This is a genomic window from Nocardioides luteus (assembly GCF_014648595.1).
GTDB lineage: Bacteria > Actinomycetota > Actinomycetes > Propionibacteriales > Nocardioidaceae > Nocardioides > Nocardioides luteus.
Map to the genome: position 1 here is coordinate 1 of NZ_BMRK01000014.1, position 19,438 is coordinate 19,438.

Here is a 19,438-nt window from a genome sequence, read left to right on the forward strand (position 1 = left end):
AGGCTCTCTCCACGTCAACGACCCGTCACCAACCTCATGGCCGGGTACACCTAGCGGCTCCGGCGGCTCGACCAGCGGGGGGCATGCGGTGGTCGAGCCGGGAGGCCGCCTGCGGCCGAGCGTGTCGAGACCAACACGGTCCATCCGCGCTCGATGGGACCGTGTTGGTCTCGACACGCTCGCTAGCGCTCGCGGGCTCGACCGACGAAGGGTCAGATGTTCACCAAGGCTCCCAGGCGGTCGCGGTGAAGCCCCGGGAGGCCGTACGCGATCTGGTCGGCCTTGGCCCGCTTGAGGTAGAGGTGGGCGGGGTGCTCCCAGGTCATGCCGATGCCGCCATGGAGCTGCACCGCCTCCTCGGCCGCGGTGACGGCGAGATCGCCGCAGTACGCGGCGGCCACCCGGGTCGCGATCTCGCTCTCCTCGGGGTCTCCGAGCGCGAGGGCTCCGGCTGCGTAGCGCGCGGCCGCACCGGCACCCTCGACGCTGGTGTAGAGATCGGCGAGCCGGTGCTTGAGCGCCTGGTAGCCACCGACGATTCGGCCGAACTGACGCCGGACCTTGAGGTACTCAAGCGTCGTGGTCAGGCACCACTGGGCGACGCCGACCTGCTCGGAGGCCATCAGCGCGGCCCCGGCGAGCAGTCCGGCACGTACGGCCTTCTCGCCGTCCTCCGCCGCGACGACGACCTCGCCGGCGGCCGGGTCGAGGCGTACGTCCGCGAGCCGGCGAGTCATGTCGAGCGAGCTCACCGGGGTGATCTCCGCCTGCGCGGCCGGGACCGCACGGACCTCGACGCCAGCCGCTGTCGCGACCGGCACCAGGAGCGTGTCGGCCTCGACGGCACCGGCCACCGAACGGATCTCGGTCTCGCCAGGCTGCAGGGGCGAAGCGGACGTGGCCGGGAGAGGTAGGGCCAGAGCCGCGGTACGCTCCCCTGCGGCGAGTCCGCCGAGCAGCGTCGAGCCGGCCTCGGTGGGCGCGGCGAGCAGGACCGAGGTCGCGACGACGGCGCTGGTCAGGAACGGCACCGGCGCGACCGCGCGGCCGAGCTCCTCGAGGACCACGGCGGTCTCGCGGGCCGACGCTCCGGCGCCGCCGTGGGACTCCGGGATCAGCAGGCCGGCCAGACCGAGGTCGGCGGAGAGGCCCTTCCATAGGTCCGCGGTCAGGGAGCTGTCGCCGTCGTACGCCTTGACCACCTCGGCCGGGTCACAACGGCCCGCCAGGTAGGACCTGACCGTGGCGCGCAGGTCGGCGTCGAGCTCGCTGTCGAGCAGGTTCACGTCGTCACTCATCGGGGGATGTCCTTCCACGACACGTCCTTGTCGACCCGGTGCTCACCGGGGAGGCCGAGGACTCGCTCGGCCACGATGTTGCGCAGGATCTCCGAGGTGCCGCCCTCGATGGAGTTCCCCTTGGCCCGCAGGTAGCGGTAGACCGCGTCGCGGCCGGCGAAGTCGACGTGCTCGGGCCGGACCATCGCCCAGCCGTCGCCGTCCTCGTAACGCAGACCCTCCTCGCCGCGGAGCTCGAGGTCGAGGCCGGTGAGGCGCTGGTTGACGTTCGCGAAGGTCAGCTTCATGGCCGACCCCTCCGGCCCGGGCTGACCCACGGCGAGCTTCTGCCGCAGACGAGCACCGGTCAGCCGGGCGACCTCCGACTCGATCCACAGCTTCAGCAGCCGGTCGCGCAGCTCCGGCGTGTGGTTCTCCGGATGCGTACGCCACGACTCGGCGACCACGCCGAGCATCCCGCCCTCGCGGGGCATGGCGGCGCCGCCGATGGCGACGCGCTCGTTGTTGAGCGTGGCGTTGGCGACCTCCCAGCCCTGGCCGACGGCGCCGAGCCGGTGGGCGTCGGGGATGCGTACGTCGGTCAGGAAGACCTCGTTGAACTCCGCCTCGCCGGTGATCTGGCGCAGCGGCCGCACCTCGACGCCGGGATCGTGCATGTCGCACAGGAAGTAGGTCAGGCCGCGGTGCTTCGGGACGTCCGGGTCGGTGCGGGCGACCAGGATCGCGAAGTCGGCGTTGTGGGCCCCCGAGGTCCACACCTTCTGCCCGTTGACGACCCACTCGTCGCCGTCGAGCACGGCGCGGGTCGCCAGGCCGGCGAGGTCGGAGCCGGCGCCGGGCTCGGAGAAGAGCTGGCACCAGATCTCCTCCCCGCACCACAGCGGCTCCAGGAAGCGTGCCTTCTGCTCGTCGGTGCCGTACGCCAGGATCGTGGGTGCGGCCATGCCGAGCCCGATCCCGTTGCGCCGCGGGTTGTTGTCGGGGGCGCCGGCTGCTTCGAAGAGGTCGGAGACCAGCGGCTGCAGGGCCCGGGAGGCGCCGAGACCGCCCTCGCCCTCGGGGAACGCGACCCACGCCAGACCGGCGCGGTAGCGGGCGTGCAGGAACTCCGACGGCGGTGTCGTCGCCGGGTCGTGCGCGGCGAGGAACTCCTCGACCCGCGTGGTGAGCTCTTCGGGGGTCATCACACCTCTGCTCTCTGATGGGTGTTGGTGTTGCTCGTGGGGGTCTCGACAGGCTCGACCTCCGCGGGCTGGGGTGTCGCGTATGGGGGTCTCGACAGGCTCGACCTCCGGGGGGCCGGGGTGTCGCGTATGGGGGTCTCGACAAGCTCGACCTCCGGGGGCCGGGGTGTCGCTCACAGTGGTCGCGACAGGCTCGACCTCCGGGGTCGAGCGGTCAGCGGCGGGCGGCCTGCTTGCGGAGCTCGGCCTTGGCGAGGGCGTTCTTGTGGACCTCGTCGGGGCCGTCGGCGAAGCGGAGCGTGCGGATGCCGGCGTACGCCTTGGCCAGGGGGAAGTCCTGGGAGAGGCCGCCGGCGCCGTGGGCCTGGATCGCCTTGTCGAGGATCCACTGGACGGTCGCCGGAGTGGCGATCTTGATGGCCTGGATCTCGGTGTGGGCGCCCTTGTTGCCGACGGTGTCCATCAGCCAGGCGGTCTTGAGGACGAGCAGACGGAGCTGCTCGATGCGTACGCGGGACTCGGCGATCCAGTCGCGGATCACGCCCTGCTCGGAGAGCGGCTTGCCGAAGGCGACCCGGTCCTCGACCCGCGCACACATCAGCTCGATCGCCCGCTCGGCGAGGCCGATGGAGCGCATGCAGTGGTGGATGCGGCCGGGGCCGAGACGGGCCTGGGCGATCGCGAAGCCCATGCCCTCGGCGCCGATCAGGTTGGCGGCGGGGACGCGGGCGTCCTCGAAGACCAACTCGGCGTGACCGCCGTGGTCGTGGTCGTCGTAGCCGAAGACCTCCATGCCCCGCTCGATCGTGAGGCCTGGGGTGTCGCGCGGCACCAGGATCATCGACTGCTGCTTGTGGCGCTCGGCGGACGGGTCGGTCTTGCCCATCACGATGAAGATCTTCGCGTTCGGGTTCATCGCGCCGGTGATCCACCACTTGCGCCCGTTGAGCACGTACTCGTCGCCGTCGGCCACGATCGAGGTCTCGATGTTGGTGGCGTCGGAGGAGGCCACCGCCGGCTCGGTCATCGCGAAGGAGCTGCGGATCTCGCCGGCGAGGAGCGGCTCGAGCCACTCCTTCTTCTGCGCCTCGTCGCCGAACTGGTGCAGCACCTCCATGTTGCCGGTGTCGGGCGCGGCGCAGTTGAAGGCGGCCGGGGCGAGGTGGCTGCGGCCGGTGATCTCGGCCAGCGGGGCGTACTGCAGGTTGGTCAGCCCGGCCCCGCCCTCACCGGGCAGGAAGAGGTTCCACAGACCACGCTTGCGGGCCTCGGCGCGGATCTCGGCGAGGACCGGGACGCTGTCCCAGGCCCACCGGTCGTCGAGGGCCGCGAGCTGCTCCTCGAAGACCGCCTCGTTGGGCTCGACGTACGTCTTCTGGAAGTCCCATACCGAGGCGACGAGCTCCTCGGTCTTGGCGTCAGGTGCGAAGTCCACGCTTACTGTCCCTTCATCGCGTTGATGCCCATGTCCAGGAGCGGGTGGATCCCGTCCCCGATCTTGTCGAAGCCGGGCCCCACGGTCTGGCCCTTGAGGTAGCGGTAGTGGATCCCTTCGAGGATCGCGGCGAGCTTGTAGGCGGCGAGGCCGCGGTAGAAGCCGAACTCGCTCAGGTCGCGGTGGCTGGCGGCGTCGTAGCGGGCGATGATCTCGTCCTCGGAGAGCCAGCCGGGTGCGTTGCTGACGTCGGTCACGGTGTCGTCGCCGGAGACCGAGGCCATCTGCTGGTAGGTGAGCAGGATCGCCAGGTCGGTGACCGGGTCGCCGAGCGTGGCCATCTCCCAGTCGACGACGGCCAGGATCTGGTCGTCGGCGGAGGTGAGCACGTTGTCGAGCCGGTAGTCGCCGTGCACGATCCCCGGGCCGCTCGAGGCGGCCTCGGCCGCGCCCACCCGAGCCTCGAGCAGCGCGTGCAGCTCGTCGGCGGCGGGCAGGTCGCGGGAGTAGGAGGCCTCGAGCTGCTTCTTCCAGCGCTTGACCTGTCGCGAGAGGAAGCCCTCCGGGCGGCCGAACTCGCTCAGCCCGACCTCTGCCGGGTCGACCGAGTGCAGCGCGGCCATCACGTCGATGAGCTGCTCGGAGATCGCCCGGGTGCGCTCGGCGCCGAGCGGCTCGAGCTCGCGGGCGTAGCGGTAGGGCCGACCGTCGACCTTCTCCATCACGTAGAACGGCGCCCCGAGCACCTCCTCGTCGGCACAGAACGCGTAGGTCTCCGGGACCGGCACGGCGGTGTCGTGCAGCGCGCTGATCACGGTGTGCTCGCGCTTCATGTCGTGGGCGGTGGCGAGCACGTGGCCCAGCGGCGGGCGGCGGACGATCCACTCGTGGGTGCCGTCGGAGACCGCGTACGTCAGGTTGGACTTGCCGCCGGAGATGTGGGTGGCGCTCAGCTCGACGCCGGTCGAGACCCCCTCGACGTGCTCGGCGAACCAGGGCCCGAGCCGGTCGAGGTCGAGTCCGGGCAGGGATTCAGTCACGCGGCACCTCCGAGGGTGGGGATCATGCGGGCGAGCGCCGCGCGGGTGCTCGCCGGGTCTGTGTGGAGCAGCGCGTCGATGCCGACCGCGCGTGCGCCGAGCACGTTGGGCTCGGCGTCGTCGATGAAGAGACACTCGCCTGCGGTGAGGCCGAGCCGGCTCAGGGTGCGGTCGAAGATCGGCGGCTCCGGCTTGCGCATCGCGACCTCCTCGGAGATCACCACCACCTCGAAGAGCGCGTCGACCTGCTTGCGCGGGTAGAAGTTGCCCCAGCTGTTGGAGAGCAGGGCCAGCCGGACGCCGGCGTCGCGCAGCTCCTCGGCCAGCGCGAACATCTCCGGGTTGGGCCGCATCCCGGCGAATAGCCGGGACAGGACACCCTCGGGATCGACGGGGCTGCCGTCGTACGTCTCCAGCCGGGCGGCCAAGAGCCGGTCGAACTCCTTGACCGAGAGCTCCCCGAGCTCGAGGAGGTGGATGGGCGTGCCGGCGTCGGCGTAGCGTCCCAGCCACTCCTTGAGCACCTTCGTGAAGCTCTCCGGCTTGATGCCGTCGGCCTTCAGCCACGCCCGGATCGAGTCGCCGATCGGCGTGGTCAGCACGCCGCCGTAGTCGAAGATGACGGCCCGGAGGCGGCGGTCGGTCACCCTCTCGGTCATGAGTCCGCCTCGTAGACGACCCGGCCCACGGTCACACCGTCGGCCAGGCGCTGTACGCCCTCGGCCACCTGCTCCAGCGCCAGCGTCTCGCTGACGAGCGGCTTGATCGAGCCCTCGTCAGCCATCCGGGTGAGTTCGGCGTGGCACTCGTTGACGAGCTCGGGCGCGAGGGTGTTGTAGAGGCCCCAGTGGAGCCCGACGATCGAGTAGTTCTTGATCAGCGAGTGGTTGAGCGCGGCCTCCTGGATGCGGCCGCCGGCGAAGCCGATGATCAGGATGCGGCCCTCGAAGGCGATGCACTTGGTCGAGCGGTCGTAGGTGTCCCCGCCGACCGGGTCGTAGATGACGTCGGCGCCCTTGCCGCCGGTGACCTCCTTGACCACCTTCACGAAGTCCTCCTCGTGGCGGTCGATCACGACGTCCGCACCGAGCTTCTTCGCGACCTCGGCCTTCTCCGGTCCGCCGACGACACCGATCACGGTGGCGCCGGCCGCCTTGCCGAGCTGGATCGCGGCGCTGCCGACGCCGCCGGCCGCGGCGTGCACCAGCAGCGTCTCGCCCGGCTGGATGTGGGCGCGGCGGTGGAGCGCGAACCAGCCGGTCTGGTAGCCGATGTAGAGGCTCGACGCCTCCGCGTCGGTGAGCGCCTCGGGGGCCGGGAACGTGGTCGCGGCGTCCATCAGCGCGAGCTCGCCGAAGCCGCCGTACGGCAGCGCGGCGCCGCCGATCACCCGGTCACCGACCTGGAGTCCGGAGGTCGAGCCTGTCGAGACCCCTTCGCCGAGCGCGACGACCTCACCGCACAGCTCGACCCCGGCGGTGAACGGCAGCTCGGGCTTGACCTGGTAGAGCCCGCGGGCCATCAGCACGTCCGGGAAGTTGGCCGGGCTGGCCAGCACCTTCACGACGAGCTGTCCGGGCCCAGGGGTCGGGTCGGCGACCTCCTCGAGCTGCATCACGTCCTTGGGCTCGCCGAGCGAGCCGATCCGCCACGCCTTCATACCTGTCCTTCCACGTGCTGCCAGAGCCGGTTCATCCCGCTGAGCCACTTGTCGGTCTGTGTCGCCCGCGCGGCGTAGTAGTCGCCGACCTCCGGGTGCGGGAGCACCAGGAAGCGGTCGTCGGTGGTCGCCTCCCAGGCCGCGTCGGCGACCTGCTCGGGGGTGAGCGCGGTGTCGCGGCTGAGCAGGTCCTTCATCACGCCGGAACGTTCGAGCATCCCGGTCTGCACACCCTGCGGGCAGATCGCCTGGACGACGACGCCGTGGTGGCGGTAGGTCGCCGAGAGCCACTCCGCGAAGGCGACGGCCGCGTGCTTGGTGACCGAGTAGGTCGGCGCGCCGATCATCGTCAGCAGACCCGCGGCGCTCGCGGTCACCACGTAGCGCCCGGCCTTCCGCTCGACCCACTCCGGGACCAGCAGCCGCGCTGCGCGGACGTGGGCCATGACGTTGACCTCGTGGGAGGCGGCCCAGTCCTCCTCGGGGCAGTCCAGGCCGATGCCACGGTCGATGCCGGCGTTGCCGTACCACGCGTCGATCTGGCCGAGGTGGGCCTTCGCTTCGTCGACGAGTCGCTGGACGCCCTCGACGGAGGCGGCGTCACCGGCCACCGGGTGGGCGCCGATCTGCTCGGCGGTCTCGGCCAGGCGTACCTCGTCGATGTCGTTGACCACCACCCGCACGCCCTCGGCGACGAGGCGGGCGGCCAGCGCACGGCCGATCCCGCCCGCGGCGCCGGTGACGACGGCGGTGCTGCCGGGTGCGACCGGCATCAGACGCGCCCGCCGGCGAGGGTCAGGCCGCCGTCGACGGTGACGAGCTGGCCGGTCATCCAGCCGGCGTCCTCGGAGAGGAGGAAGGAGGCGACACCGGCGATGTCCTCGGGGACGCCGAGGCGCTTGAGCGGGTAGGCCGCCGAGACCTCCTCCTCGCGGCCCTCGTAGAGGAGCTCGGCGAACTTCGTCTTCACCACCGCCGGGAGGATCGCGTTGACGCGCACCTTCGGGCCGAGCTCGACCGAGAGCTCCTGGGTGATGTAGCTGAGCATCGCCTTGGAGGCCCCGTACGTCGCGATCAGCGGGGTCGGCGCGAGGCCGGCCACCGAGGAGATGTTGACGACCGAGCCGCCGTGCTCCGACATCCACTGCCGCCAGACCTGCTGGGTCCAGCCGATCGGCGAGAGGCAGTTGACCTCGATCGTCTTGCGGGCCGAGTCGCGGTCCATGTCGATCAGGCCGCCGGCCTTCGGGTTGATGCCGGCGTTGTTGACCAGCAGGTCGGCGCTCCCGAACGTGTCGATCGCAGCCTTGACGACCTCCTCCTGGTGGGCCGGGTCGTCCGCCTTGCCGGCGATGCCGAGCGCGACCTCCTCGCCACCGAGCGACTCGACCGCCTCGGCCAGCGCCTCGGGCTTGCGGGCGGTGATGACGACCTTCGCACCCTCGTCCACCAGCCGCTGCGCGATCCCCAGCCCGATCCCCCGGCTGGCCCCGGTGATGATCGCTGTACGTCCCTCGAACCTCGACATGCTCAATCCCTCGTGTGCTCGGCTAATCTAAGCGCTTGCTTAGGTGGTGACAGCGGTCACTCTACGGGGTCGCCCATGAACATGGAAGGCGGGTGTCCATCTGGTGCCGAGAAGTCGGCCCCGTCGGTCGAGGCGTCACCACCGTTGACCCAAGCGTCACTGCCGTTGGTCGAGGCGTCACCCCCGTCGACCCAAGCGTCACCGCCGTCGGCCGAAACGTCACCCCCGTCAACCCAAGCGTCATCTCCTGACGTCTCGACCGACGTACGCGACGTCTCGGCAGGGTTCGACCGGGATCAGATTCCGCGATGGCGGGAAAGCCCCCAGGTCACGTATCGAGGCGTCACACAAACAGGCCGAGACGTCACCAGGGTGACGTCTCGGCCTGCGGGAGCGACCTCTCGGCGGCGGGTCAGCCGACGACGACCTCGATCCGCTGGAACTCCTTGAGGTCCGTGTAGCCGGTGGTGGCCATCGCGCGCTTGAGGGCGCCGACGAGGTTCATGGTGCCGTCGGCGACGTGGGAGGGGCCGTAGAGGACCTCCTCGAAGGTGCCGACCGGGTTGAAGGCGACGCGCTCTCCGCGGGGGAGGTCGGGGTGGTGAGCCTCGTTGCCCCAGTGGAAGCCCTTGCCGGGGGCGTCCGTCGCGCGCGCGAACGGGCTACCGACCATGACCGCGTCGGCACCGCAGGCGATCGCCTTGGCGATGTCGCCGGAGCGGCCGACGGCGCCGTCGGCGATGACGTGTACGTAGCGGCCGCCGGACTCGTCGAGGTAGTCGCGACGCGCGGCGGCGACGTCGGCTACGGCAGAGGCCATCGGCACCGCGACCCCCAGCACCGTCCGGGTGGTGTGGGCGGCACCGCCGCCGAAGCCGACCAGGACACCGGCCGCGCCGGTGCGCATCAGGTGGAGCGCGGCCTGGTAGGTCGCGCACCCGCCGACGATCACCGGCACGTCGAGCTCGTAGATGAACTCCTTGAGGTTGAGCGGCTCGGCCTGCGAGGAGACGTGCTCGGCCGAGACGGTGGTGCCGCGGATGACGAAGAGGTCGACGCCGGCGTCGACGACGGCCTTGGCGTACTCCTTCGTGCGCTGCGGCGACAGCGCCCCTGCCACGGTGACGCCCGAGGCGCGGACCTCGCGGAGCCGCTCGGTGATCAGCTCGGCCCGGATCGGGGCTTCGTAGATCTCCTGCAGGCGCCGGGTCGCGTCGACACCGCTCAGCTCGGCCAGCTCGTCGAGCAGCGGCTGCGGGTCGTCGTAGCGGGTCCAGACGCCCTCGAGGTTGAGCACCCCGAGCCCGCCGAGCCGCCCCATCGCGATCGCGGTCGCCGGCGACATCACCGAGTCCATCGGCGCGGCGAGCACCGGGATGTCGAAGCGGTAGGCGTCGATCTGCCAGTCGGTGCTCACCTCAGTGGTGTCCCGGGTGCGTCGCGACGGCACGATCGCCACGTCGTCGAAGGCGTACGCCCGTCGTGCTCGCTTGGCCCGGCCGATCTCGATCTCAGTCACATGACGGATTGTTCCATGCCACCGGATCGAGATCGGAAAGCCCACACGCAGCAGCCGGACCTAGCTGCGTACGGCGGTGACCAGCAGGTACTCCCACCTCATGGTTCCGGAGTCGACGTAACGGTCCCCGAGCTCGGCGAGCGCGGCGTCGAGCTCGGCCGTTCGCGACGCGTCGTCGGCGATGCCGCGGTAGGCGACGATCGTCGGTCCGTAGCAGGCCTTGAAGAAGTCGCGGAACTCGGCGCCGGTGGCGAACGAGTCGATCGAGACGGTCCGCTTCTCGGCCCGGAACGAGCCGACCCGGTCCCCCAGCAGACCGCGTACGTGCTCCTCGTCGCCCCACCTCGGCGGCGGCTGCGCGCCCTCGGGCGGCGGCGGCATGAACGGCTTCATCGCCGCGAACATCTGCCCGATGAACCCCTCCGGGGTCCAGCTGATCAGTCCGATCCGGCCGCCCGGGCGCACGACCCGGACCAGCTCGGCGGCGGACTTCTCGTGGAACGGCGTGAACATGATCCCGACGCAGGACATCGCGACGTCGAACTCGCCGTCGGCGAACGGCAGCGCCTCGGCGTCGGCCTCCTGCCAGGTGACCGACTCGGCACCTGCCTCGGCCGCCCGGGACCGTCCGATCTCGAGCAGATCGGGCGAGAGGTCGCTGGCGGTCACCTCCGCACCGGCGAGGGCGGCGGGGACGGCGGCGTTCCCGGTGCCGGCGGCGATGTCGAGCACGTGGTCGCCCGGTCCGATCTCACAGGCCTCCACGAGCACCTGGCCGAGCTCGGGGATGAGCTCGTCGGCGACCCGGGCGTAGTTCCCCAGCCCCCACATCGCCCGGTGGCGGGCCTTGAGGTCGGGCTGGACTGGTGTTGCGGTCATGTCTTCCTCCAAAGACGTCGACCCGAGAGGTGGTCTGGAGGCTCCAGCGTCGCCCTCTGCCCGCACCGCCGGATAGTGCCGGATCTGAACCCTTCGAGATTCAGGATCTGTACTTGCCACCCGTCCCCGTCGGCGTTCTACTGGGGACAGGGAATCTCGGGCTGCAGGGGAGGCGGTCCGATGGCGGGATACGGCCAGTTCTGTCCGATGGCGAAGGCCATGGAGGTGCTCGACGAGCGGTGGACGCTGCTCGTCGTACGCGAGCTGCTGCTCGGCAGCACCCACTTCAACGAGCTCCGCCGAGGCGTACCGAAGATGTCGCCGGCACTGCTCTCCAAACGTCTGCGCACCCTCGAGCGTGCCGGCATCATCGAGCAGCGCGGCCACGGGAAGCGTACGTCCTACCACCTCACCGACAGCGGCCAGGAGCTCGCGACCGTCGTCACCGCCCTCCACGAGTGGGGCACCCGCTGGGTCGGCTCGCTCGGCCAGGCGGACCTCGACCCCCACCTGCTCTTCTGGGACATGCGCCGCACGATCCCGATCGACGTCTGGCCGCGCCGGCGCACCGTGGTCGAGTTCCGCCTCACCGACGTCGAGCCCAAGGTCGCCCGCTGGTGGCTCGTGGTCTCCGGCAGCCAGGCCGAGGTCTGCGACTTCGACCCCGGGTTCGACATCGACGCGCGGGTCACCTGCAGCCTGCGCACCCTCACCGAGATCTGGCGCGGCGACCTCGCCTGGCCGATGGCCCTCCGCGCCGAGATGGTCACCATCTCCGCAGTCGAGGAGGTACGCCGCGCCCTCCCGTTCTGGCTCGGTCAGTCCTCCGCCGCCAGCATCCCCCGCCCCCGCCGCCAGCTCCAGCCGAGCGGTCAGCTCCAGTCGTAGGAGAGCACGAAGCCGTACGCCTCGCCGCCACCCTCCTCGGAGAGCACCATGTCGGCCTCGCCGACGAGGCCCTCCAGGCCGCCGGTGCCGAGGCCCGGGATGACGGTGAGGTGCGAGCGGACGGTCTTGTCGGCGTACGTGCCGCTGATCCGCCACACGCAGGTGCCCTCCTGGCCGGCGACGGAGCCGGTGAACTGCTCGTACGCCTCGAAGACGGCTCCGCCGGCGGGGTTGCCGTAGGCGCCGATCATCCGGGCGACTCCCGTGCCCTCGATCTCGCCGGTGTAGGTGTAGTCGGTCTCGGACGTGGTGAGACCGCGGTGCGGGATGTAGACGTCGTCGCCCATCCGGGTGCCCTCGCCGTCGATGTCGACGTAGGCCTTCTCGTGCCAGCGGGCGACGCTCATCGTGGTGCTCACCTTGTTGCTGTAGGTCTTCTCGGAGATCTGTTCGGTCATGGGTCCAGCCTGCTCGAGAAACCAGGGCGCAGGATTGAAGGAACGCGCCATATCGTTGACGACATGGCGGGCGAGGTGGAGGGCAAGGGTTATCCCGACGCGATCGTGCGGCCGGTGACGGCGGCGCGGACGATCACCACCGAGCGGTTCGTGGCCGCGCCCGACCTCGCGGGACACGTCGACTACCACTGGTACGTCGGCTGGGAGCTCGAGCACCCGCACGACCAGCAGGTCATCCCCCAGCCCCGCATCCACGTCGCCGCCGAGCACGGCCGGCTGCTCGTGCACGGCATCGGCCGGCGCCCGTTCGTGCGGCATCTCGTCGGACGCGGCCACACCCTCGGCGTCTCGTTCCTGCCCGGCCTCTTCCGTCCGGTGCTCGGCAGCCGGGTCAGCGCCATCGCCGATCAGGTCCTCCCCGCCCAGGACCTGCTCGGCGTCGACGACCGTCCGGCCGCCGACCGCATCCTCTCGGCGACCGAACCGAGGGAGATGGTCGCCGCGATGGAGTCCTACCTGCTCGAGGTCGGCCTCCCGGCGGACCCGGTCGCCGACGAGGTACGCGGCTGGGTGGCCCTGGCCGAGGTCGACCGCTCGATCACCCGGGCCGAGCAGCTCGCCGACCAGGTGGGTCTGAGCCTGCGCTCGCTGCAGCGCCTCTTCAGCGAGTACGTCGGGATCGGGCCGAAGTGGGTCGTCCAGCGGTTCCGGGTGCTGGAGGTCGCCGCCCGCGCCCACTCCGGCGAGGTCGACTGGGCCCAGGTCGCAGCGGAGCTCGACTTCAGCGACCAGGCCCACCTGGTGCGTACCTTCCGGGACGTCGTCGGCGCTCCCCCGGCGACGTACGCCAGAGATCTCTGAGACCTACCCCAGTCGGTCGAGCAGCTCGAGCGCATCAGCGGCAGGGCTGCCGGCCTCGGCGTGGTAGAGGCACATCCGGTGGCTGGTCTCGGGCATCACCGGCGCCTCGTACTCCAGGTCGAAGCGCCCGACGATCGGGTGCTGGAACTTCTTGACGCCGTAGCCGCAGTCGTTGATCGGGTGCTGCGCCCACAGCTCCGCGAACTCGTCGCTCTTCTGGGTCAGCTCCCCGACCATGCAGCTGAGCCGGTGGTCGTCGGGGTGGAGGCCGGAGGAGTAGCGGAGGAACCCGACGTGGGAGCTGGCGATGGCGGCCTGATCCACCCACAGGTCGCGAGTCTTCGGCTCCAGGAAGAAGCGCCTGGTCATGTTGGGTCGGTTCTCGACGTCCTCGGTCTGCTCGAAGGGCAGGTCGGGAGCCATCAGCAGGTGGCCGAGCCGGTTCCAGGCGAGCACGTCGTTGCGGTGGTCGATCAGCAGCGCCGGACCAGAGGTGGCCTGGATCAGCCGCGCGGTGCTCGGCCGGGGGCGCTCGACGCGGTAGCGGGCCGGGGCGGCGGTCCCGGGACGTGCCAGCCGGCGCAGGTGGTCGTGCTCCTCGGGGCCCAGCCGCAGCGCCCGGGCGAGCGAGTCGATCACCGCGTCGGAGGCATTGTGGTGGTCGGCCCGCTCGAGACGGGTGTAGTAGGTCGGTGAGACACCGGCGAGCATCGCCAGCTCCTCGCGCCGGAGCCCCGGCACCCGGCGAGCGCCGTAGGAGACCAGCCCGGCCTCCTCGGGGCTGATCGCCGCACGGCGGCTGCGCAGGAACTCTCCGAGCTCGGTCGTCATGCTTCTCATAGTGCCGCGCGCCGCGGATTTCTTCCTGACCCTGTCGGTGCCAGGCAGGCCGGTGGGTGGCAGGACAGGCGTCTGGCTGCCCGGTCCGATCCGCACGAGCGTTGAGCCATGACCACGACCCTCCAGGCCGAGCCCGTACGCCCGGCCACCATGTCCCGCGGACAGCTGCTGGTGCTCCTGCTGCTGCTCGCCTCTCAGTTCACCCTCACCGTCGACTTCTCCATCCTCAACGTGGCGCTGCCGACCGTCGGCGCGAGCCTCGGCTTCGCCGAGGCCCACGTGCAGTGGATCGCGACCGCCTTCGCGCTCTGCGCGGCCGGGTTCACGCTGCTCTTCGGCCGGATCGGCGACTACGTCGGCCGGCGCCGGGTCTTCCTGATCGGCATGGTCGCGCTGGGCGCGGCCTCGCTGCTGGGCGGGGTGGCCACCTCACCCGAGGTGCTCCTCACCGCGCGGGTCGCCCAGGGTCTGGCCACCGCCGCGGTCACGCCGGCCGCGCTCTCGCTCCTGACCGTCTCCTTCCCCGAGGGCCCGCTGCGCCAGCGCGCGCTCGGACTCAACAGCGTGGTGATGTCGACCGGGTTCACCGCCGGCGCGGTGCTGGGCGGCGTGCTCACCGACCTGCTCTCGTGGCGCTGGGCGTTCCTGGTCAACGTGCCGATCGCGCTGCTGGTGGTCGCCGTCGCGCCGTTCGTGCTGCGGGACTCCGCCGACCGCGAGCGGTCGCGGCTCGACGTCCCCGGTGCGGTGCTGGTGACCAGCGGCCTGCTGGCGCTGGTCTACGGCGCGACCCGGCTGGGCGAGGCGGGTCTCGCTGACCCGTGGGGCCTGGCGGCTCTCGTCGGTGGCGTGGTCCTGCTGGGCGTCTTCTGGCGGGCCGAGGGCAGCCACCCGCACCCGCTGGTGCCGCTGCGGATCCTCACCCGGAGGACGATCGGCTTCGGCAACGTCGCCGGCTTCGCCACCTTCGCCTTCGAGTCCTCGCTGGTCTTCGTGCTGACCATGTATCTCCAGCACGTCCTCCGCCTCGACGCCCTGCAGACCGGGCTGATGCTCGTCGCGATGGGGCTGGGCGCGATCATCGGCGGGTCCGTCGCGCCGCGGCTGGTCGAAGCGTTCGGACTGCGCACCACCGTCGCGGGCGGGCTCCTCGTCCAGGCGGCCACCACCGGCGTACTCGTCCTCGTGGGGCCCTCGGTCGGCTGGCTCTGGTTCGTCGGGCTGATGACCTTCGTCGGTGCCATCGGGCACGTCGCCGCGATCGTCGGCTTCATGATCGCCGTGACCTCCGGGCTCCCCGACCACGAGCAGGGGCTGGCCACCGGCCTGGCATGATGACCCAGCAGGTCGCGATCGCTCTCGGCATCCCGATCATGTCCACGGTCGCCACCGCCGCCGGCGGCGTCACCTCTCTCGGTGCTCTGCAGGTCGCGATCGCGGTCAACGCGAGTCTGGTGCTGGTCGCCGCGCTGCTGGTGGCTGCCGGTCTGCGTCCTCGGCGCGCAGCAGCCCGCCCGGCCTGAGGCCGTTCCGTCAGGCCGGCTTCTTCTCCCCCGCCTCGATCGCCACGGACAGCCGGTTCTCGGGCGGCGGGAGCGGGCAGGTGGCGTGGTCGGTGTAGGCGCACGGCAGGTTGGTCGCGCGGTTGAAGTCGATGACCACGGTGCCGTCCGCGTCGGGGGCGTCGATCGACAACGTGCGGTTCGCGGGGTAGGTCGTCCGTCCCGAGGTCTCGTCGGTGAACAGCACGTGCAGGGAGCCGGGCGCGGCGCCGGGGAAGGCGGTCAGCCGGTGCAGCGCCCCGGCGACCTCGAACTCGATCTCGCCCACCGCCTCGTAGACGTGCTCCAGGCCGTCGACCACCGATCCGACGGTGGTCGTGATCGGCATCTCGAAGGCGATGAAACGGCCGGGCCGGGCCCACGCCACGTCCGGTGCGTACGCCTCGGTGCCGCGGTAGCCGGTCAGCACCGGACTGTCGGGGTGGCGCGGGCGGATGATGTCGCTGCCGCCGCGGTTCGCGATCTCGACGACCGCGTCGCCGAACGCCGCAGTCGTCCCGCCACCCTCCTCGATGACGCCGAAGGAGTGCCGGCCGGTGATCTCGACGCCGTCCACGACCATCGCCTCACCCGGTGCGAGCGAGACGACGACACCGTCCGGGCCGCTCGACCAGGCGCCCGGCACGTCGTCGTACGTCTCGGGCTCCTCGGTGAGCCAGCGGATCGAGGTGATCGCGAGGAACCCGTGGGGCGAGGCCCGTCTCTTCTCGTGCTCCTCGTGCCACACCGCCCAGTCCTGGGCGAAGGTCTCGGTGTCGTCGATGGCAGTCATGGGTCCTCCCGGAAGGTGTCAGATCGCCGCCTTCGGATTGAACTCCCGCGCGGGCGATTTCGTGCCCGCAGTTGCCACATCGTGATGATCTCGTCGTACGTCGCATCGGTCCGGGGACGAGACGAGCCCCGGACCGAGTGGTCCGGGGCTCGTCCAGGGACAGGCTCACAAGTGGTAGTTGGGCGCCTCTGCGGTGACCTGGATGTCGTGCGGGTGGCTCTCCTTGAGCGAGGCGGAGGTGATCCGCATGAAGCGGCCCTTCTCCTGCAGCTCGGCGACGGTGCGCGCACCGACGTAGAACATCGTCTGGTGCAGGCCGCCGGTGAGCTGGTGGGCGACGGTGGCCAGCGAGCCCTTGTAGGGGACCTGGCCCTCGACGCCCTCGGGGACGATCATGTCGTCGTCGGTGACCTCGGCCTGGAAGTAGCGGTCCTTGGAGAAGGACTTCTTGCCGCGCGAGGACATCGCGCCCATCGAGCCCATGCCGCGGTAGGCCTTGAACTGCTTGCCGTTGATCAGCACCGTCTCGCCCGGCGCCTCCTCGGTGCCGGCGAGCATCGAGCCGAGCATCACCGCGTCGGCGCCGGCGACGATCGCCTTGCCGATCTCGCCGGAGTAGCGCAGGCCGCCGTCGGCGATGACCGGGACGCCGGCCGGCTTGCAGGCCAGCGAGGCCTCGTAGACCGCGGAGATCTGCGGCACGCCGACACCGGTGACGACGCGGGTGGTGCAGATCGAGCCGGGCCCGACCCCGACCTTGACCGCGTCGGCGCCCGCGTCGACGAAGCTCTGGGCGCCCTCCTTGGTCGCGACGTTGCCGCCGATGACCTGGACGTGCTTGGTCGCCGGGTCGGTCTTGAGGCGGTGGACCATGTCGATGAGCATGCGTACGTTGCCGTGGGCGGTGTCCGCGACGAGCACGTCGACACCGGCCTCGATGAGCGTGGTCGCCCGCTCCCAGGCGTCGCCGAAGTAGCCGATGGCCGCACCGACGAGCAGCCGGCCCTGGGCGTCCTTGGAGGCGTTGGGGAACTGCTCGGACTTCACGAAGTCCTTGACGGTGATCAGGCCGGTGATGCGGCCGTCCTCGTCGACCAGCGGGAGCCGCTCGAGCTTGTGCTGGCGCAGCAGCTTGGTGGCCTCGACGCGGTCGATGTCGGAGGGGCCGATGATCAGGTCGCGCGAGGTCATCACCTCGTCGACCTTCGTGGTCGCCCACTCCGCGACCGGGGTGAACCGCAGGTCGCGGTTGGTGATGATGCCGATCAGCTTGCGGTCGACGTCGACCACGGGGAAGCCGGAGATCCGGTATTCGCCGGCGAGCTTGTCGAGCTGCTCGAGCGTCGCGTCGGGGCCGATGGTGACCGGGTTGGAGATGATCCCGGTCTGGGTGCGCTTGACGAGGTCGACCTGGTAGGCCTGGTCCTCGATCGAGAGATTGCGGTGGAGCACGCCGATGCCGCCCTGGCGGGCCATCGCGATCGCCATCCGCGACTCGGTGACGGTGTCCATCGCCGCGGAGATGAGCGGCACCCGAAGGTCGATCTCACGGGTCAGCCGGGAAGTCGTATCGATGTCGGACGGCGCCAGATCCGAATATCCAGGCATCAGGAGTACGTCGTCGTAGGTGAGGCCGAGCGTCGCGAACTTCTCCGGGATCTCCATGAAGAGATCCTACGTTCCGGCTCCCGCCGGATCGAAAACGCGAGACCTCATCGGTCGAGCGGCTTGAGGTCCCGCACCGGCACCTTGACGGTCAGCAGGTCGCCGGCCATCCGGATCCGGCCGCGCATCCCGGCGGCGAGCACCATCGGCAGCACCGCCTGGTTGTCGGACTGGGTGGTCAGCAGGATCTCGTCGGCGCCGACCATGTGGGCCAGCCGGGCGGTGTCGACCAGCAGCCGGGTGCCGATCCCGCGCCGCTGCCAGGCCGGGTCGACGCGCAGGTTGACCAGGCGGACGTGCTCGTCGTCCTCCACCGGCCCGAGGACCTCGCCGAGGCCGACGGCCACGCCGTCGATCATGGCGGTCACCGTCTCTCCGGCGACGACCAGATCCGGGGTGCTGCCGGTGCCGAGGCGGCGTACGGGCGGGGTGGTGCCGATCGCCGCCGACTCCCGGGTGCGGTCGAGGACGTCGTTGACCAGGTCGGCCATCGCGGCGCCGCGGGCGTGCTCGGTGGCGGTGAACGGGGCGGTGCGGTGCAGCTGGACGTCGACGTCGGCGACGCGGAGCTCCATGGTGTCGTGGACGATCCCGGGTGGTGCCTCGGCCTCGGCGTCGAAGAACTGGGCGACCACCTCGGGGAACGACATCGGCCGCTCCAGGACGTGACGGCAGGCCTGAACGTAGCGCGTCGGCTGGTCGGCCAGCGCAGCCTCGTTGGCGGCCTGGACGACGATCTCACCGCCGCCCGAGGCGGTGATCAGATCGCAGATCTCGGGCTCGCCCCAGCCCTCGGGAGTACGCAGCACGAACTCGTCGGTGACCTGCTCCAGCCCCGGGAAGATCTGCATCCCCAGGATGTTGACCCCGGCCTCGCCACAGCGCTGCGCCAGGGCCGCCAGTGCCCCCGGTCGGTCCGGCAGCGTCGCTCGTACTCTCCACAACATCGTCCCCGCCATGGGCTCAGTCTGCCTTTCTCGCCGTTTCAGGTCCGTTAAACGCTGTTAAACGCTGCTGAACCTTCAGTCCGCGGGCGGCCGGGGCGGAGTCTTCTCGCCTGCTTCGACGAGCACGTCGATGTGGTTGGTCGCCGGCGGCAGCGGGCAGGTGGCGTGGATCGTGTAGGCGCACGGCATGTTGGCCGCCCGGTTGAAGTCGAGGACGGCCTTGCCGTCCACGGGCTGCTCAACGGCGAGCTGCCGACAGGCGGCGTACGTCGTCACGCCGCTGGACTCGTCGGTGAACAGCAGCCACAGCTCGTTGTCGCCGCCGTCGAAGGCGATCAGCCGCTGCGGCCGCCCGGCGGCCTCGAAGGCGACCTCCCCGACCGCGTCGATGACGCTCGAGCGGCCCTCCACCACGGAGCCGACCGAGATGGGGCGGCTCGTCTCGTAGGCGGTGAAGTCGGCGACGATCCGCCACGCCGGGTCCGGGGCGTACGTCGGTGTGCCGGTGTAGTCGCGCAGGAACGGCCCGTCGGGCTGCCGGGGCCGCAGCACCGGGGTGCCGAACCGGTCGGCGACCTCGACCGTGCCGGAGTCGAAGGTCGCGATCACGCCGAACGGGTCGACGTGGCCGAAGACGTACCGTCCGGACAGCCGGGTGCCACCCAGCTCGAGCCACTCCCCGTCGCCGAGATCGACGACAGCACCCTCCGGCCCGTTCGACCAGATGCCCGGGATGCCGTGGAAACGCTGGGGTCTCGGGCCCAGCCAGTGCAGGCCGGTGATTGCCAGGAAACCTTCGGGACTTCTGAGCTCGGCCTCCCGCTGGTCGCGCCAACGCTGCCAGGCCTGCTCGAAAGTCACGCGCCGCACTCTACAAAGACTTGCGTTGCCAGGTCTTGCAA

Annotated in this window: 20 protein-coding genes; 4 read left to right on the forward strand and 16 right to left on the reverse strand. The window is 70.8% G+C overall.

The window, feature by feature from the left end; translation table 11 throughout:
• Positions 1–212 precede the first annotated feature (212 nt).
• From IEY81_RS16725 to IEY81_RS16770, 10 genes are all read right to left on the reverse strand, one after another.
• Positions 213–1,298, reverse strand: a complete 1,086-nt coding sequence (locus tag IEY81_RS16725; protein WP_189119627.1) for an acyl-CoA dehydrogenase family protein — start codon at positions 1,296–1,298, stop codon at positions 213–215.
• The gene (locus IEY81_RS16730) at positions 1,295–2,482 is read right to left on the reverse strand and encodes an acyl-CoA dehydrogenase family protein (protein ID WP_189119628.1); all 1,188 of its coding nucleotides are present in this window, start codon (positions 2,480–2,482) and stop codon (positions 1,295–1,297) included. Before IEY81_RS16730 ends, IEY81_RS16725 begins: the two co-directional genes overlap by 4 nt.
• Positions 2,483–2,696: 214 nt before the next feature.
• On the reverse strand, positions 2,697–3,917 hold the full coding sequence (locus IEY81_RS16735; protein WP_189119629.1) for an acyl-CoA dehydrogenase family protein: 1,221 nt from the start codon (positions 3,915–3,917) through the stop codon (positions 2,697–2,699).
• A 2-nt stretch (positions 3,918–3,919) separates the two neighbouring features.
• On the reverse strand, positions 3,920–4,957 hold the full coding sequence (locus IEY81_RS16740) for a phosphotransferase family protein (protein WP_189119630.1): 1,038 nt from the start codon (positions 4,955–4,957) through the stop codon (positions 3,920–3,922).
• Positions 4,954–5,616, reverse strand: a complete 663-nt coding sequence (locus tag IEY81_RS16745) for an HAD family hydrolase (protein ID WP_189119631.1) — start codon at positions 5,614–5,616, stop codon at positions 4,954–4,956. Before IEY81_RS16745 ends, IEY81_RS16740 begins: the two co-directional genes overlap by 4 nt.
• Positions 5,613–6,617: an NADPH:quinone oxidoreductase family protein gene (locus IEY81_RS16750; protein ID WP_189119632.1), complete on the reverse strand. Its 1,005-nt coding sequence runs from the start codon at positions 6,615–6,617 to the stop codon at positions 5,613–5,615. The genes IEY81_RS16745 and IEY81_RS16750 overlap by 4 nt, the downstream gene beginning before the upstream one ends.
• A complete protein-coding gene (locus IEY81_RS16755; protein ID WP_189119633.1) occupies positions 6,614–7,390 on the reverse strand; it encodes an SDR family oxidoreductase in 777 nt (258 codons plus the stop codon). The genes IEY81_RS16750 and IEY81_RS16755 overlap by 4 nt, the downstream gene beginning before the upstream one ends.
• A complete protein-coding gene (locus IEY81_RS16760) occupies positions 7,390–8,145 on the reverse strand; it encodes an SDR family oxidoreductase (RefSeq protein WP_189119634.1) in 756 nt (251 codons plus the stop codon). Before IEY81_RS16760 ends, IEY81_RS16755 begins: the two co-directional genes overlap by 1 nt.
• 412 nt (positions 8,146–8,557) lie before the next feature.
• Positions 8,558–9,664, reverse strand: a complete 1,107-nt coding sequence (locus tag IEY81_RS16765; protein WP_189119635.1) for a GuaB3 family IMP dehydrogenase-related protein — start codon at positions 9,662–9,664, stop codon at positions 8,558–8,560.
• Positions 9,665–9,724: 60 nt separating this feature from the next.
• On the reverse strand, positions 9,725–10,543 hold the full coding sequence (locus tag IEY81_RS16770; protein ID WP_189119636.1) for a class I SAM-dependent methyltransferase: 819 nt from the start codon (positions 10,541–10,543) through the stop codon (positions 9,725–9,727).
• A gap of 180 nt (positions 10,544–10,723) precedes the next feature.
• Between IEY81_RS16770 and IEY81_RS16775 the strand changes: the two genes are divergently transcribed.
• Entirely contained in the window at positions 10,724–11,431 is a 708-nt protein-coding gene (locus IEY81_RS16775) for a winged helix-turn-helix transcriptional regulator (RefSeq protein ID WP_189119637.1), read from the forward strand.
• Here IEY81_RS16775 and IEY81_RS16780 read toward each other — a convergent pair.
• The gene (locus tag IEY81_RS16780; RefSeq protein ID WP_189119638.1) at positions 11,416–11,889 is read right to left on the reverse strand and encodes a DUF3224 domain-containing protein; all 474 of its coding nucleotides are present in this window, start codon (positions 11,887–11,889) and stop codon (positions 11,416–11,418) included. The genes IEY81_RS16775 and IEY81_RS16780 overlap by 16 nt on opposite strands.
• 63 nt (positions 11,890–11,952) lie before the next feature.
• Between IEY81_RS16780 and IEY81_RS16785 the strand changes: the two genes are divergently transcribed.
• Entirely contained in the window at positions 11,953–12,750 is a 798-nt protein-coding gene (locus IEY81_RS16785; RefSeq protein WP_189119639.1) for a helix-turn-helix domain-containing protein, read from the forward strand.
• A 3-nt stretch (positions 12,751–12,753) separates the two neighbouring features.
• On the opposite strand, the gene IEY81_RS16790 is transcribed toward IEY81_RS16785, so the two are convergent.
• Positions 12,754–13,581 (reverse strand): helix-turn-helix transcriptional regulator, encoded by an 828-nt coding sequence (locus tag IEY81_RS16790; protein WP_189119640.1) that lies wholly within the window; start codon positions 13,579–13,581, stop codon positions 12,754–12,756.
• A 117-nt stretch (positions 13,582–13,698) separates the two neighbouring features.
• Between IEY81_RS16790 and IEY81_RS16795 the strand changes: the two genes are divergently transcribed.
• Together IEY81_RS16795 and IEY81_RS24255 are read left to right on the forward strand one after the other, a co-directional pair.
• The gene (locus IEY81_RS16795) at positions 13,699–14,925 is read left to right on the forward strand and encodes an MFS transporter (RefSeq protein WP_229787934.1); all 1,227 of its coding nucleotides are present in this window, start codon (positions 13,699–13,701) and stop codon (positions 14,923–14,925) included.
• Positions 14,922–15,113 carry a hypothetical protein gene (locus IEY81_RS24255; RefSeq protein ID WP_229787935.1) on the forward strand — a complete coding sequence of 64 codons (192 nt, stop codon included), beginning with the start codon at positions 14,922–14,924 and terminating at the stop codon, positions 15,111–15,113. Before IEY81_RS16795 ends, IEY81_RS24255 begins: the two co-directional genes overlap by 4 nt.
• Before the next feature lie 10 nt (positions 15,114–15,123).
• On the opposite strand, the gene IEY81_RS16800 is transcribed toward IEY81_RS24255, so the two are convergent.
• From IEY81_RS16800 to IEY81_RS16815, 4 genes are all read right to left on the reverse strand, one after another.
• Positions 15,124–15,924: a DUF1684 domain-containing protein gene (locus IEY81_RS16800; protein ID WP_189119641.1), complete on the reverse strand. Its 801-nt coding sequence runs from the start codon at positions 15,922–15,924 to the stop codon at positions 15,124–15,126.
• A gap of 165 nt (positions 15,925–16,089) precedes the next feature.
• Entirely contained in the window at positions 16,090–17,589 is a 1,500-nt protein-coding gene (guaB, locus tag IEY81_RS16805; RefSeq protein WP_189119642.1) for an IMP dehydrogenase, read from the reverse strand.
• A 47-nt stretch (positions 17,590–17,636) separates the two neighbouring features.
• Complete coding sequence (locus IEY81_RS16810; protein ID WP_229787936.1) at positions 17,637–18,536, reverse strand: GNAT family N-acetyltransferase; 900 nt, start codon at positions 18,534–18,536, stop codon at positions 17,637–17,639.
• A 75-nt stretch (positions 18,537–18,611) separates the two neighbouring features.
• Positions 18,612–19,397: a DUF1684 domain-containing protein gene (locus IEY81_RS16815; protein ID WP_229787937.1), complete on the reverse strand. Its 786-nt coding sequence runs from the start codon at positions 19,395–19,397 to the stop codon at positions 18,612–18,614.
• Positions 19,398–19,438: the final 41 nt, after the last annotated feature.

What these genes read in the sequence shown, in the direction of transcription:
- IEY81_RS16800 (WP_189119641.1), bottom strand. Translation starts at nt 15,924, where the DNA reads ATGACTGCCATCGACGACACCGAGACCTTCGCCCAGGACTGGGCGGTG.
- IEY81_RS16750 (WP_189119632.1), bottom strand. Translation starts at nt 6,617, where the DNA reads ATGAAGGCGTGGCGGATCGGCTCGCTCGGCGAGCCCAAGGACGTGATG.
- IEY81_RS16760 (WP_189119634.1), bottom strand. Translation starts at nt 8,145, where the DNA reads ATGTCGAGGTTCGAGGGACGTACAGCGATCATCACCGGGGCCAGCCGG.
- IEY81_RS16810 (WP_229787936.1), bottom strand. Translation starts at nt 18,536, where the DNA reads ATGTTGTGGAGAGTACGAGCGACGCTGCCGGACCGACCGGGGGCACTG.
- IEY81_RS16770 (WP_189119636.1), bottom strand. Translation starts at nt 10,543, where the DNA reads ATGACCGCAACACCAGTCCAGCCCGACCTCAAGGCCCGCCACCGGGCG.
- IEY81_RS24255 (WP_229787935.1), top strand. Translation starts at nt 14,922, where the DNA reads ATGATGACCCAGCAGGTCGCGATCGCTCTCGGCATCCCGATCATGTCC.
- IEY81_RS16790 (WP_189119640.1), bottom strand. Translation starts at nt 13,581, where the DNA reads ATGACGACCGAGCTCGGAGAGTTCCTGCGCAGCCGCCGTGCGGCGATC.
- IEY81_RS16745 (WP_189119631.1), bottom strand. Translation starts at nt 5,616, where the DNA reads ATGACCGAGAGGGTGACCGACCGCCGCCTCCGGGCCGTCATCTTCGAC.
- IEY81_RS16795 (WP_229787934.1), top strand. Translation starts at nt 13,699, where the DNA reads ATGACCACGACCCTCCAGGCCGAGCCCGTACGCCCGGCCACCATGTCC.
- IEY81_RS16730 (WP_189119628.1), bottom strand. Translation starts at nt 2,482, where the DNA reads ATGACCCCCGAAGAGCTCACCACGCGGGTCGAGGAGTTCCTCGCCGCG.
- IEY81_RS16785 (WP_189119639.1), top strand. Translation starts at nt 11,953, where the DNA reads ATGGCGGGCGAGGTGGAGGGCAAGGGTTATCCCGACGCGATCGTGCGG.
- IEY81_RS16755 (WP_189119633.1), bottom strand. Translation starts at nt 7,390, where the DNA reads ATGCCGGTCGCACCCGGCAGCACCGCCGTCGTCACCGGCGCCGCGGGC.
- IEY81_RS16775 (WP_189119637.1), top strand. Translation starts at nt 10,724, where the DNA reads ATGGCGGGATACGGCCAGTTCTGTCCGATGGCGAAGGCCATGGAGGTG.
- guaB (WP_189119642.1), bottom strand. Translation starts at nt 17,589, where the DNA reads ATGGAGATCCCGGAGAAGTTCGCGACGCTCGGCCTCACCTACGACGAC.
- IEY81_RS16780 (WP_189119638.1), bottom strand. Translation starts at nt 11,889, where the DNA reads ATGACCGAACAGATCTCCGAGAAGACCTACAGCAACAAGGTGAGCACC.
- IEY81_RS16725 (WP_189119627.1), bottom strand. Translation starts at nt 1,298, where the DNA reads ATGAGTGACGACGTGAACCTGCTCGACAGCGAGCTCGACGCCGACCTG.